The organism is Micromonospora marincola (assembly GCF_056150385.1).
Genome location: NZ_JAXCFT010000011.1, coordinates 98,999 through 111,794 on the forward strand (window position 1 = coordinate 98,999; position 12,796 = coordinate 111,794).

Below are 12,796 nucleotides of genomic sequence, written 5' to 3' on the forward strand. Positions count from 1 at the left end.
GACGACACCTACCACCTGACGCCGTACCGGTCCGGACGAACGCCCGGGCCGGTACGGACCCGGCACGGCAGGGTCACGCGGAATTGCGCCACTTGCGGCCGTGCCGGCCGATGAGCCGATCGGCGTCGGTCGGACCCCAGGAGGCGGCCTCGTAGGTGGGGATCGGCGAGTGGTCCTTCTCCCAGTTGTCGATGATCGGGTCGACGATCCGCCAGCACTGCTGCACCTCGTCGCTGCGGATGAAGAGCGACGCGTCCCCGACAAGCGAGTCCAGGAGCAGCCGCTCGTACGCCTCCGGCGACTCCTCGACGAACGTCTGGTCGTACGAGAACTCCATCGTGGCGGTGCGGACCCGGAAGGAGTGACCCGGCACCTTGGCGCCGAAGCGCAGCGAAATGCCCTCGTTCGGCTGGATCCGCAGGATCAGCGCGTCCGCGTCGAGGCCGGTGAGCTGGTCGGTCGGGATCGGCAGGTGCGGCGGACGCTGGAACTGCAACGCCACCTCGGTGAGCCGGGCCGGCAGGCGCTTGCCGGTGCGCACATAGAACGGCACCCCGGCCCACCGCCAGTTGTCCACGTTGAGCCGCATCGCGGCGTAGGTCTCGGTCCGCGACAGCGGGTCGACGCCTGCTTCCTCCCGGTAGCCCGCCATCAGCTCCTCGCGGGTGCCGCCCCGGGTGTACTGCCCACGGACCGCGGCCTCGGCGATGTCCCGGTCGGTGGGGAGCCGGATGGCCTGGAGCAGCTTCACCTTCTCGTTGCGCAGGCCCTCCGCCTCGAACGAGGCCGGCGGCTCCATCAGTGCCAGCGCGAGGACCTGGAGCACGTGGTTCTGCACGATGTCCCGCATGGCGCCGGCGTCCTCGTAGAAGCCGCCGCGGGCGCCGACGCCGAGGGTCTCGGCGACGGTGATCTGCACGTGGTCGACCCACGAGCGGTCCCAGATGGGCTGGAAGATCGAGTTCGCGAAGCGCAGCGCCAGCACGTTCTGGACGGTGTCCTTGCCCAGATAGTGATCGATCCGAAAGACCTGGTGCTCGCCGAACGCGCTGTGCACGACGCCGTCGAGCTCGCGGGCGGTGGCCAGGTCGCGCCCGTACGGCTTCTCGATGACCAGGCGGGAGAAGGAGCCCTCGCGCGGCTGGTTGAGCCCGACACCGGCCAGCCCGTTGATCACCGGCTCGAAGGCCCCGGCCGGGGTCGACAGGTAGAAGAGCCGGTTGCCGGACGTGCCCCGCTGCGCGTCCAGCTCGTCGAGGGTCTCCACGAGCCGCTTGTAGGTCTCCGGGTCGTCGTAGCCGCCGGCCACGTACCGTACGCCGCCCCGGAGCTGGCGCCTGTCGGCGAGGGTGCGCCCGCCGAGGGCGCTCTCGGCGAACTGCTCGTCGGTCATCGGCGTGCGCGCGACGCCGACGAGCGCGAACTGGTCCGGGAGCCGCTCGTGCCGGGCCAGGCTCTCGACCGCGGGCAGCAGCTTGCGCCGGGTCAGGTCACCGGAGGCGCCGAAGATCACCAGCGTGGCCGGCGGGGCACTCCGCTCCTGGATGAGCTGAGATGCGTGGTCCATGGTCTGCGTTCCTCCGGGCACTAGGGGTGTCGGGTCGGGTGGTGCTGCGCTCCGCCGCGCCCACGCGGGCCCGGGGTGTTGCGTCCAGCCTGACACGCCCGTCGGCGCGCTTCGGCGTGGTGCGGTGTGCTTGCTGGTGGCGGGGCCGGCGCGGTGGGAGCGGTACCAGCGGGGCGTCGGTCCACATCGTCTGGTCGGTACACTCTCGGGGCAGAGTCCGGAACCGCCCACCGCACGCCGGCGCGCTGATGAGAATCGGATGGAGATACCGTTGACCCGCGACAAGGCCGCACCCCCCGGAGTCGACCGCACCGTTCCCAGCGTGGCCCGGGTCTATGACTACTTTCTGGGCGGTAAGGACAACTTCGAGGTCGACCGGCAGGTCGCCGAGCACGCCCTGCGGATCACTCCGGACGGGCCGGCCGCCGGTCAGGCGAACCGGGCCTTCCTGCGTCGGGTGATCCGTTTCCTCGTCACCGAGGCTGGCATCGATCAGTTCCTCGACCTGGGGTCGGGGCTGCCCACGCAGGGCAACGTGCACGAGGTCGCCACCGAGCACAACCCGGACGCCCGGGTGGTATACGTGGACAACGACCCGATCGTCCTGTCGCACGGGCGGGCGCTGCTGGCCGCGGAGGGCACCGCGACGGTGATCCAGGCCGACATCCGGCGACCGCAGGAGATCCTCGACGACCCGGACGTCCGCCGGTTCCTGGACTTCGACCGGCCGATCGGGTTGTTGCTCTTCGCGATCCTGCACCACCTCGGCGACGACGAGGCACCCCGAGCGGTGTCGGCAGAGTTGATCGACGCGCTGCCGTCGGGCAGTTACGTGGCGATCTCACACTTCCGTGATCCCGGTGAGCGGGACCCGGAGGGCTCCCGTAAGGCCCGCGAGGTCGAGCGGGTCTTCAACGAGTCGCTCGGCACCGGCCGCTGGCGCACCGACGAGGAGATCCTCTCCTTCGCCGACGGGCTGACGCTGCTGGAGCCGGGCCTGGTGCCGTTGGCCGAGTGGCGACCCGATCCCGGCGCCCCCGCGCCGAAGCAGACCGACACCTACCACACCTTCGTCGGGCTCCTCGCCCGCAAACCGTAAGCCGCAGCGACGTCACTCCCACGCCTGGGAGAGCGACTCGAAGGTCTCCGGATCGCTGTGCGTCGGAATGACGCACACGAGGTGGCCGCCCGGCGCCCGTAAGGTCACGCACTCCAGCCAACGGCCGACCTCGACGGCGCCGAGGGCGATCAGCCGGCGCGTTTCGGCCTCGACGTCGTCAGTCTCGATATCGACGTGATATCGAGACTGGTCGTCGACGGCCTGCACCGCCAGCACCAGCCCGGGCAATGCGTTGTGCAGCGAGGTGAACTGCTGTTCGTCGGGGACCGGGCGTGCCGGAACGCCAAGTGCGTCCGACCAGAAGGCGGTAGCTGCGGGTGCCTCACCGCTCGGCACGTCAATCAGGATCGTCGAGAGTCTGCTGCGATGCGCCACGATCAACCATTATCCACAGCCGGCGAAGATCCGCCGGCCGGATCATGACCACGTGCTGAGACTGGGCTGGTCGAACGTACCGATCCACCGACGACTATTTCTTGATCTTGTCGAAATGATCGGGATCCCGCGACCGGAGTGGGGTGGACGTGCGCAACAGATCCGGCGTAACATCCCATCCCAGAGAGATCGTCAAGCGATTGCCGCTGGTAAATACCACAGCGGAACGGGGGAGGCGTCGATCTATGCGTTACCACCGAAATATGTTACTCGCGCGGCGATAGCAGCGCACACTCCGGTTCAGGCCGTGGTTCCTCGATGAGAGGTTCGCCGGCACTCCCCTGCGGTCCATCCGGGACACGCGCGCCCGGCTGTCCCGCCGCCGGGGCCCGGGACCACTTCGAAGGGCAACTGCCGGCAGCACGCCCGTACGCCGTCCGCGTCCGGGCCTGACCGGGCCCTCGCGATACCCAACTCCCTCCGCACCACGGCGACGTGCCGGCCGGCCCCGACCGCCGGGACGCCGCCGTCTGAGCGATTTCGCCGACAACTGGGGCGGCAGGTCCGCCGGGCGGCCTGACGCACACGGGGCACCAGACGAGAGGGGATACGCGAACTGTGGTGACAGCGGACATCTTCGATCGCTGCCGGTCGTACACCGAGAGCAGGGAGGCACGCGCGGCCAGGCTCTACCCGTACTTCACGCCGTTCGAGGGGCAGGACGCGACCGTCGCGCAGACCGTGGACGGCGAGATCCTGATGTGCGGCTCGAACAACTACCTCGGGCTGACCTCCGACCCCCGGGTGAAAGCCGCGGCGCAGGCGGCGATCGAGGAATACGGCTCGTCACGTACGGGCTCACGACTGCTCAACGGCAACACACCGTTGCACGAGGAGCTGGAGCACGAGCTGGCCGACTTCCTCGGCATGCCTGCCGCACTCGTGTTTCCGACCGGCTACCAGGCAAACGTCGGAGTGATCGCGTCGCTGCTGTCGCGGCACGACGTGGTCATCCTCGACCGCGAGGCGCACGCCTCGGTCTACGACGGCTGCGGCATGAGCCGGGCGAGGACCCGCCGGTTCGCCCACAACGACATGGACGACCTGGAGCGGCAGTTGGCGGCCAGCCCCTCGGAGGCCGGCCGACTGGTCGTGGTGGACGGGGTGTACTCGATGGCCGGCGATCTGTGTCCGCTGCCCGAGGTGGTACGGCTGTGCCGGCGGTACGGCGCCCGCCTGCTCGTCGACGACGCGCACGGCATCGGCGTGCTGGCCGACGGCCGGGGCACCGGCGCGCACTTCGGCGTCACCGATCAGGTCGACCTCGTCACGATCACCTTCAGCAAGTCACTGGCGTCGGTCGGGGGCGCGGTGCTCGGGCCGGAGGACGTCATCGAGTACCTGCGCCACCACGCGCGCAGCCTCATCTTCAGCGCCGCCGCGCCACCGGCCAACCTGGCCGCCGCGTACGCCGCGTTGCGCATCCTGCGGGCGCAACCGTGGCTGTGCCGCCAGGCGGCGGAGAACGCGTCGTACGTGCGTCGCGAGCTCACCGCCCTGGGGTACGACCCGATCCCGAGCGACACCCCGATCGTGTCCGTGCGGCTCGACGGCGTGCCGCAGACCCTGCTCGCGTGGCGCAGCCTGCTTGACCGCGGCGTGTACGTCAACGCGGTGATCCCCCCGGCGGCGTCGCCCCGGCTGCGGGCGAGCTTCTCCACCACGCACACCTCGGAGCAGCTCAAGCGCGTCGTCGCCGCGTTCGCCGAAGTCCGCGACCTGATGCTCCGGGAGGACCGATGACAGTCAGCCAGCTCGAACCCGCGATCAGAACCCGGGATCTGGTGGGCGCCTGGGCGCGGATGTGGCGGCTCCACTTCGTGCCCTTCTCGCTGTCGGCCGGCCTGGTCGGCATGACGGCGCCGCCGCTCGGCGCCAGCGTCGCGAGCATCGTGGTCGGGTTGCTGTTCTGCACCCTGGGATACGGCGTCGGCGTGGTCATCAACGACTGGTTCGACCGCAGGGCCGACGCGGTCAACGCTCCGGGCCGCCCGTTCGTCACCGGGCTGATCAACCCCCACGTCGGCCTGGGGCTGACACTCACGCTGTCCACAGCCCTGATGGTGGTGGCCGTCGTGGTCGCGCCGACGCTTGCGTTGTGGAGTGTCATCGCGATCGGCGGCCATCTCGTCTACTCCTGGACCAAGCGCATCCCTATGCTCGGCAACCTCGTCAACGGCGTCGACATGGCGCTGTTCACCGTGCTCGGCGCCGTGGCCGTCCGTCCCGACGCGGGATGGCTCGACATCCCGGCGGTCACCTGGTTCCAGACGGCGCTCGTCGCGGTCGTGTTCAGCGGCTTCTGCCTGGTCGGATACTTCAAGGACATCGAGGGCGACCGGGTCGCGGGCTACCGCACGCTGCCGGTGGCCATCGGCACCGGGACGTCCAGCCGGATCGCTGTGGTGTTTCCGGTCGTGGCGGTGGTCGCCGCGGGCGCCGCCGCCGTGGCGGGCGCCGGCCGCGCTGGCACCTACGCGGAGGTGGTGTTCTGGGCGCTGCTCGTCGCGTCCGCGCTGGGGTTCACGCAGAGTCTCGTGACGCTCATCCGGGCGCCGGAGACCCGGGCGTACGAGGCGCTCGTCTGGTTCATCCGGGCGACCACGCTGTTCTTCCTGTCGCTCGGCGCGCTGCACCGGCCGACGCTCTTCCTCGTCGTCGCCGCTCCGATGATGGCCTACCTGGAGTTGACGTTGCGCGCGACCCGGTCCTCCCGGCAGGCGTGACATGACCGCCACCGCCTGGAACCGGCTGTCCCTGAACGCGGCCGAGGGCGGCCTGATCGTCGCCATGCGCGAGTGCATGGCCCGGTCGCCGCGGCAACTCAACGACGCCTTCGAAGCCGATGCCGAACTACTCGATCTGGGCGCCGCCGGACTCCTGGCGGTCACCGTCGACACGCTCAACGACGGCGCCGAACTGGCCACCGCCGGCACCCCGTACGCGAAGGGATGGTTGACCACGACCGTCAGCGTGAGCGACCTCGCCGCGGTGGCCGCCGACCCGGTCGCCGTGCTTGTCTCCTGCTCGTTGCGCCGGGACCTGTGGACGCTCGACGACGCCCGCGAGTTCGGGCGCGGCGCGTCCGAAGCCGCCGAACGGTACGGCTGCCACGTCGTGGGCGGCGACACCAACTGGGCCAACGAGGAGAGCTTCACCTCGTGCGCCCTCGGAACCGTCCGACGCGGATCCGTGCTCAGTCGGCTCGGCGCCCGGCCCGGCGACGCGCTGTATGTGACGGGCCCGATCGGCGCCGGCAACGCGGTCGGATTCCGTGCCCTGGCCCTGGACGGCGCGGCGGCGGGCGAGCCGTGGCTGCCCGAGGCGCGGGTGGCCGCGGGCGAGCCGCTGCGCCGGTACGCCCGGGCCTGCATCGACACCAGCGACGGGCTGGTGAGCGCGGCGGTCAGCCTCGCCGAGCTCAACGGCCTGGGGGTCGAGGTGGTGCTGCGCGACGAGGTGTACGCGCCGATCGTCTCCGCCGTCGCCGACGCGGCCCACCTGCCCAGGTGGTGTTCGGCCGCCGCGGAGTGGGGCGAGTTCGAGCTGTTGTACGCGGTCGATCCGGCCGAGGCCGAGCGATGCTCCCGGGCGCTGTCGGAGCGCGGTCTGCGTCCCACCCGAGTCGGACAGCTCGTCGCCGGCCCGGAGCTGCTGCTGGTCGACGAGTCGGGCCGGCGTCGGGAGCTGCGGGACCTGCTGCTGCGCATGCGGGCACTCGACCCGGCCGGGTCGTTGCTCGCCGACCTGCGTGCCCTGCTCGCGGGAGGCGCGTGATGGGTGCCGGTGTCGCGCTGGTGACGGGGGTCAGCGGCTGCGTCGGGCGCGCGGTCGCCGCCGCCCTCGTGGCGGAGGGCTGGTCGGTACGGGGGCTGGTGCGGGCGCCCGCGCCGGGCCACGCCGGGTACGCGGCGCACCTCGGTGACCTGACCGACCCGGCGTCGCTGCGCGGCTCCTGCGCGGGCGTCGATCTCGTGGTGCACGCGGCTGCCGATCTGACCGACTGGCGACCCGGCCCTCGGATCTGGCGGGTGAACCGGGACGGCACCCGGGCGATGCTTGACGAGGCGCGGCGCTGCGGCGTCTCCCGCTTCGTCTACCTGAGCACCGTCGACGTCTTCGGTTTCCGCGCCGCGAAGGTCATCGACGAGGCATCGCCGCGGCGGGTGCCGCGATACCCGTACCCGCGGTCGAAAGCCGCCGGGGAGGACCTGGCGTGGTCCTACCACGGGAACGGTCTGGAGGTCACCGTGGTGTACCCCGCCTGGGTCTTCGGCCCCGGCGACCGCACCTTCCTGCCCGAGCTCGTGCGCGGGCTGCGTGCCGACAAGCTCGTCCAGTTCGACCGTGGCACACCCCCGATCGAGTTGACGTACAGCGCGAACCTCGCCGACGCGATCGTGCTGGCCGGCACCGATCCCGGCGGCGCCGGTGGCCGGTTCATCGTCGGCGACTCCTACGGCCTGACCGTGGGGCAACTGTTCGCCGCGGTGGCCGAGCGGATCGGGGCGAGGCCGCCGACCTCCTCGATCCCCTTCGGCGCGGCGCTCGCCGCGGGAGCCCTGTCCGAACTCGCCGGGATGGCCGGCATCGGCGTCAGCTCCGGCCGGCCACTGCTCACCCGCTACGCGGTCCGGTCCGTCGCCGGCGGAATGCGGTACGACGTCGGCCGGATCCGGTCGATCGGCCACGCGCCCCGGATCGGCTTCGCGGAGGCGCTGAGCCGGGCCCTGGTGGAACTGGAGAGGGAGCAGCCGCATGGCAACCGATGAGCACGGCCGGGTCGTCTGCATCGTCAACCCCGCGTCCGGGATCCGGCGCGGGCAGACGATCGTACGGCGGATCGCCGCGGAACTGCCCGGGGCGGAGTGCTGGTCCACCCGCCATCCCGGGCACGGCATCGCCCTCGGCCGGCAGGCGGTCGAGCAGGGGTACGGCACCGTGGTGGCCGTCGGCGGCGACGGCACGCTGTCCGAGGTCGCCAACGGGGTGCTGGGGGCCGGCGGGGAGAACGTCCGGCTGGCGTACGTGCCGGCCGGCACCTGCAACGACTTCGCTCGCGGCCGGCAACCTGTCACCGACCTCGGTGGCCTGCTCGACCGCACCCGCGACCGGCGGACAGACGTCGGTACGGCCACCTTCACCCGGCCCGACGGCACGCGGGACCGCAGATTCTTCCTGGTCGGCTGCACGGTCGGGCTGATCAGCGTGATCGGCCAGCGGTTCACCGAGAAGACACCGGCCAACCGGGTGCTCCAGCGGCTCAATCTCCAACTCGCCGAGGCGGCGACGAGCGTCCGGACGCTTACCCGCTGGCGGCCCGTCGCGGTGCGGCTGGACCTCGACGGCGAAACGTCCCACCAGATCATCGACAATCTCGCCGTGCTCAAGGTGCCGTACTTCGCCGGTGGGCTGACCTTCGGCAGCGAACAGCCCCCGCCGCCGGGGCGCCTGGACGCGGTGCGGGTGGCGGGTCTCGGCCGCATCAGGGCGGCCGGGCTGATGTGGCAGGTGTTCCGCGGCGCCGCCGCCGGGCACCCGGCGATCCACCGGCAGGAGGTCCGCACCGTCGGCGTCGACGCGGACCGCCCGCTGCCGGTGGAGGTCGACGGCGAGATCGTCGGATGCACCCCGGCGGAGTTCTCGATACATCAGTCGTGCCTGACGACGGTGGTGTGAACCCAGCGAGGGAGCGACACGTGCCTGCTTCGAAAACGTTCCACATCGGACTCGTGGTGCCGGACTACACCGGCCAGCTCAGCCCGATGGCCACGCTCGGCCGGGAACTGCTGCGGCGCGGCCACCGGGTCACCCTGGTCTCCCTGCCGGACGCCGGAACGAAGTCGTTCACGGCCATGTTCGCCTTCGCGCCGATCGGCGAGCGCGAGTTCCCGGTCGGTTCGCTCGCGCGCTTCGCCGAGCAGCAGGGCCGGCTGACCGGCCTGGCCGCGATCCGCTTCATCGTCCGCGGGTACGTGCGCGAGGTCGAGCTTCTCCTGCGGGACCTGCCGCTCCTGGTGGAGAAGCACGGCATGGACGCGCTGCTTGTGGACCAGGTCTACGGCGCGGGCAACTCCGTCGCGGAGCACCTCGACATTCCGGTCGTGAACGTGTGCAACGCGCTGGCGCTGAACACCGAGCCCGGGGTGCCGCCGTTCATGACGGCGTGGCCGTACCATCCCTCGCTGCTCGCGCGGGTGCGCAACATGCTCGGTGACCAGGTGGTCGCCTGGGTCATCCGGCCGGTGCTGCGACGGATCAACGAGCGGCGTGCGGCGTGGGGTCTGCCACCCGTGAACGGGGTGAACGACGGCTCGGACCTCGCCCAGATCACCCAGCAGCCGCCATTCTTCGACTTCCCGCGTACCCGGCTGCCGGACTCGTTCCACTACACCGGGCCGTTCCACGACGAGGACAGCACCGAGCCGGTCCCGTTCCCGTGGGAGAGACTCGACGACAGACCGTTGATCTACGCGTCGATGGGCACCCTCCAGAACCGCCTCCCCCACGTCTTCGAGACGATCGCCGAGGCGTGCGCCGGCCTCGACGCGCAACTGGTCATCTCCCTCGGCAGCACCGACGTCGAACCGCCGACCGGCCTCGCCGGCGATCCGGTCGTGGTCCGGTACGCGCCACAGCTCGATCTGCTGGCGCGGGCGTCCCTCGTCATCACGCACGCCGGAATCAACACCGCGCTGGAATCGCTCGCCCACGGCGTACCGATGGTCGCGCTGCCCGTGGGGAACGACCAGCCGGGCGTGGCCGCCCGGCTCAGGTACCTCGGCGTGGGTGAGTTCATCCCGGTGCACCGGGTGACTCCGGCGCGGCTGCGGGCGGCCATCGACAAGGTACGCGGCGACCCCGCCTACCGGGCGAGGGCGCAGCGCTACGGACGCCGGATCGCCGAGTTGGACGGCGTGCGGCGCGCGGCCGACATCGCGGAGGAGGCGTTCCGGACCCGCCGGCCGGTACGCAGGCAGGAGACGCCCGAGACGACGGAGGGTGGCCGCCGATGACAGCGCAGACGGGACGCATGGCCCGGCAGTTGCCGACGCTCAACGGGTTGCGGGGGGTCGCCGCGATCACGGTCTTCTTCTCGCACACGACGCTGCTGGGCTTCTTCGCCGACGAGCGGGTCGACGACGTGTGGTTCGCCGTCCTCAGCCGCACCGGATCCGCCGCCCTCGGCTTCTTCTTCATCCTCAGCGGTTTCGTCCTGACCTGGTCGGCTCCCGACCACGAGCCGAAACGCCGGTTCTGGCGTCGCCGGGCCGCCCGGATCCTGCCGAACCACCTGGTGGTCTGCGCCGTGGTCATCGTGCTGATGGTCCTGGTCCGCGGGGGCGCGCCGCTGTGGCCGACGCTTGCGAACGTCGCGCTCGTGCAGAGCTGGATCCCGGACGAGTTCGTCTTCAACGGCATCAATCCGCCGAGCTGGTCGCTGAGCTGCGAGATCCTCTTCTACGCGTCGTTCCCGTGGCTGCTCGGCGGCGTCCGCAGGCTCTCCGCGACCTGGCTCTGGTGGATCGCGGGCGGCACTGTCGCCGCGATGCTCGTGGCGCCCGCCGTCTCCACGGCGTTCCTTCCGGCGGAGCCGACGTACACCTACGCGGACGCGGCATTTCCGCAGTTCTGGTTCGTCCAACAGTTTCCGCTGACCCGGATGCTGGACTTCGTCCTCGGGATCGTCATCGCCCAACTCGTCATGCGGGGCCTGTGGTTCAGGCTGAGCCTGCCCGCCGCCGCACTCGTCACGCTCGCCTTCTACGGCGTCTCCGAGGTCGTGCCGCTGCTCTACTCGGTGGTCGCGGCGATGGTCGTCCCGCTCGCGCTGCTTGTGGCCGCCGCGGCGCGGGCGGACGTCGAGGGGCGCCGCTCACCGCTGCGCGGGCGGGTCGCCGGCTGGCTGGGCGACACTTCCTTCGCCTTCTACCTCATTCACATCCTGGTGCTCTACGGCGCCAGCAACATGTCCCCGAGCGGCTTCGGGGTGGCCGCGGCGCTGGCGGTGATGGTCGGCGCCTACCTGGTGACGCTCGGCCTCGCGTCGCTGCTCCACATCGGTGTGGAACGGCCGATGATGCGCCGGTTCGCCAGATCCCGATCCCGGCGGCGGGCCGCCGATCCTCAGCCCGCCGCGGTCCGGCTGTTCAGCGGACGGTGAGCGTGGCCCGGACCGCACCGGCGGGACGCAGCGTGACCCTCGGTACGACCTCCAGCCGCTCGTCGCCCGTGTCGACACGGTAGCGGGCGAGCAACGCGCTCAGCAGCACGGTCATCTCCAGCAGCGCGAAGTGTTCCCCGATGCAACTGCGCGGGCCGCCACCGAACGGAAAGTAGGCGTAGCGCGGGCGCTCCTGCCGTCCGAGGAACCGGTCGGGCTCGAAGCGCTCCGGGTCGGGCCAGAACTCCGGATGCCGGTGCGTGACCCAGGGGGCGAGGACCACCTTGGTGTTGGCCGGGATCCGGTGGCCGGACACGACGACGTCGGACTCGGCCATCCGCTCCAGGCTGTACACGGGCGGGTACAACCGCATGCCTTCCATGGCCGCGGCTCGCACCAGTTCGCCGTCGTCCGCGCCGATCCCGGCCACGACCCGTTCCTGCACCTCGGGATGCCGGCCCAGCAGGTGCAGGGTGAAGGCCAGCCCGGCCGAGGTCGTCTCGTGCCCGGCGAGCAGGAACACGAGCATCTGATCCCGGATCTCCGCCGGGGAGAGCGCCTGCCCGGTCTCCGGATCCTCGGCCGTGGACAACCGGCTGAGCATGTCCTCGTTCTCCTCGCCACCCGATCGCCGGCGGTCGGCGATGATGCGGTCGACGATCTCGTACTGGGTCGCCCGTACGTGTGCGATCCGGCGCGATCGCGGAGTCGGCCAGCTCAGCGGCAGCTTGACGACCTGGAGGGCGCGCGCCAGCGCGAGGTCACCCAGGACGGGCATGAGCTTCTGCAGACGGGGGACCACCTCGTCGATGTCGTCGCCGAACAGCGCCCGGCCGACCACCCGCATCGTGTAGCGCTGCATGACCTGGTACAGGTCCAGGACGGAGCCCGTGGTGACCGCCATGTCGTCGACGACGCGGGCCGCCTCGTCGGCCATCAGCTCGGCGTAGCGGGCCACCCGGCGCGGCGTGAACAGCGGCTGGAGCGTCCGGCGCTGTCGCAGCCAGCGGTCTCCGTCGCTGGTCAGCAGTCCCTCGCCGATGAACTCGCGAAGGATGTCGTACGCGCTCGCGCGGCGGCTGAAGACCTGGGGTGTGGTGAGGACCTGGTGGATGCCGTCGGGGTGGTGCACGTTCACCACGTCGACGCTGACGGCGCGTGGCCCCCGAGGCAGCCCGACGTGGTATGCCACCACATCGCCGTACGTGTGGAAGCCGTCCAGGATCGATCCCAGCAGATCGTGGCGGAGCGCCGGCAGCATGCCGAGGAGCGGATGCCCGGCCGGACCCGGTACGGCAGCGGCCCCGGACAACTGAGTCGTCATAGTGATCCCCCGTTCGATCAATCGACGTACATCGACTATGTTTCCACGTTCCGCACCCCTTTATCAGCCCCCGGCAGATCGCAACACGCAGTGACGTCCGTCATTGTCACTTGGTTGGCGGTGAACAGTTCACCGCCGCTCGGCGGAGAAACGGCAGCCGGGCGTGACGCCGCTGAACGGCGCACG

The 12,796-nt window shown here is 71.0% G+C and carries 11 protein-coding genes; 8 read left to right on the plus strand and 3 right to left on the minus strand.

Translation table 11 applies throughout. The features are described from left to right. Window positions 1-73: 73 nt before the first annotated feature. The gene (gene zwf, locus SM450_RS22050; protein WP_474621650.1) at window positions 74-1,567 is read right to left on the minus strand and encodes a glucose-6-phosphate dehydrogenase; all 1,494 of its coding nucleotides are present in this window, start codon (window positions 1,565-1,567) and stop codon (window positions 74-76) included. 259 nt (window positions 1,568-1,826) lie between these two features. Between zwf and SM450_RS22055 the strand changes: the two genes are divergently transcribed. Continuing rightward, window positions 1,827-2,666, plus strand: a complete 840-nt coding sequence (locus tag SM450_RS22055) for an SAM-dependent methyltransferase (RefSeq protein ID WP_474621651.1) — start codon at window positions 1,827-1,829, stop codon at window positions 2,664-2,666. A 12-nt stretch (window positions 2,667-2,678) separates the two neighbouring features. Here the strand turns inward: SM450_RS22055 and SM450_RS22060 are convergent, their stop codons facing one another. Further along, on the minus strand, window positions 2,679-3,062 hold the full coding sequence (locus tag SM450_RS22060; protein WP_474621652.1) for a VOC family protein: 384 nt from the start codon (window positions 3,060-3,062) through the stop codon (window positions 2,679-2,681). 621 nt (window positions 3,063-3,683) lie between these two features. Between SM450_RS22060 and SM450_RS22065 the strand changes: the two genes are divergently transcribed. From SM450_RS22065 to SM450_RS22095, 7 genes are read left to right on the plus strand one after another with little or no spacing between them, the layout of a single operon-like run. Next, on the plus strand, window positions 3,684-4,865 hold the full coding sequence (locus SM450_RS22065) for an aminotransferase class I/II-fold pyridoxal phosphate-dependent enzyme (RefSeq protein ID WP_474621653.1): 1,182 nt from the start codon (window positions 3,684-3,686) through the stop codon (window positions 4,863-4,865). Further along, entirely contained in the window at window positions 4,862-5,848 is a 987-nt protein-coding gene (locus SM450_RS22070; RefSeq protein WP_474621654.1) for a UbiA prenyltransferase family protein, read from the plus strand. The genes SM450_RS22065 and SM450_RS22070 overlap by 4 nt, the downstream gene beginning before the upstream one ends. Before the next feature lies 1 nt (window position 5,849). Then, window positions 5,850-6,899 (plus strand): thiamine-phosphate kinase, encoded by a 1,050-nt coding sequence (locus tag SM450_RS22075; protein ID WP_474621655.1) that lies wholly within the window; start codon window positions 5,850-5,852, stop codon window positions 6,897-6,899. After that, on the plus strand, window positions 6,899-7,894 hold the full coding sequence (locus tag SM450_RS22080; protein WP_474621656.1) for an NAD-dependent epimerase/dehydratase family protein: 996 nt from the start codon (window positions 6,899-6,901) through the stop codon (window positions 7,892-7,894). The genes SM450_RS22075 and SM450_RS22080 overlap by 1 nt, the downstream gene beginning before the upstream one ends. Further along, a complete protein-coding gene (locus SM450_RS22085; RefSeq protein ID WP_474621657.1) occupies window positions 7,881-8,801 on the plus strand; it encodes a diacylglycerol/lipid kinase family protein in 921 nt (306 codons plus the stop codon). Before SM450_RS22080 ends, SM450_RS22085 begins: the two co-directional genes overlap by 14 nt. A 20-nt stretch (window positions 8,802-8,821) precedes the next feature. Next, on the plus strand, window positions 8,822-10,138 hold the full coding sequence (locus tag SM450_RS22090) for a glycosyltransferase (RefSeq protein ID WP_474621658.1): 1,317 nt from the start codon (window positions 8,822-8,824) through the stop codon (window positions 10,136-10,138). Further along, window positions 10,135-11,286, plus strand: coding sequence for an acyltransferase family protein (locus SM450_RS22095; protein WP_474621659.1), 1,152 nt, complete (start codon window positions 10,135-10,137; stop codon window positions 11,284-11,286). Before SM450_RS22090 ends, SM450_RS22095 begins: the two co-directional genes overlap by 4 nt. Here the strand turns inward: SM450_RS22095 and SM450_RS22100 are convergent. Then, complete coding sequence (locus SM450_RS22100) at window positions 11,273-12,610, minus strand: cytochrome P450 (RefSeq protein WP_474621660.1); 1,338 nt, start codon at window positions 12,608-12,610, stop codon at window positions 11,273-11,275. The genes SM450_RS22095 and SM450_RS22100 overlap by 14 nt on opposite strands. Window positions 12,611-12,796 lie beyond the last annotated feature (186 nt).

Bases quoted from the DNA above. Each gene is read 5' to 3' on its own strand.
- SM450_RS22075 (WP_474621655.1), top strand. From the start codon at position 5,850: ATGACCGCCACCGCCTGGAACCGGCTGTCCCTGAACGCGGCCGAGGGC.
- SM450_RS22095 (WP_474621659.1), top strand. From the start codon at position 10,135: ATGACAGCGCAGACGGGACGCATGGCCCGGCAGTTGCCGACGCTCAAC.
- SM450_RS22055 (WP_474621651.1), top strand. From the start codon at position 1,827: ATGGAGATACCGTTGACCCGCGACAAGGCCGCACCCCCCGGAGTCGAC.
- SM450_RS22080 (WP_474621656.1), top strand. From the start codon at position 6,899: ATGGGTGCCGGTGTCGCGCTGGTGACGGGGGTCAGCGGCTGCGTCGGG.
- zwf (WP_474621650.1), bottom strand. From the start codon at position 1,567: ATGGACCACGCATCTCAGCTCATCCAGGAGCGGAGTGCCCCGCCGGCC.
- SM450_RS22085 (WP_474621657.1), top strand. From the start codon at position 7,881: ATGGCAACCGATGAGCACGGCCGGGTCGTCTGCATCGTCAACCCCGCG.
- SM450_RS22100 (WP_474621660.1), bottom strand. From the start codon at position 12,610: ATGACGACTCAGTTGTCCGGGGCCGCTGCCGTACCGGGTCCGGCCGGG.
- SM450_RS22070 (WP_474621654.1), top strand. From the start codon at position 4,862: ATGACAGTCAGCCAGCTCGAACCCGCGATCAGAACCCGGGATCTGGTG.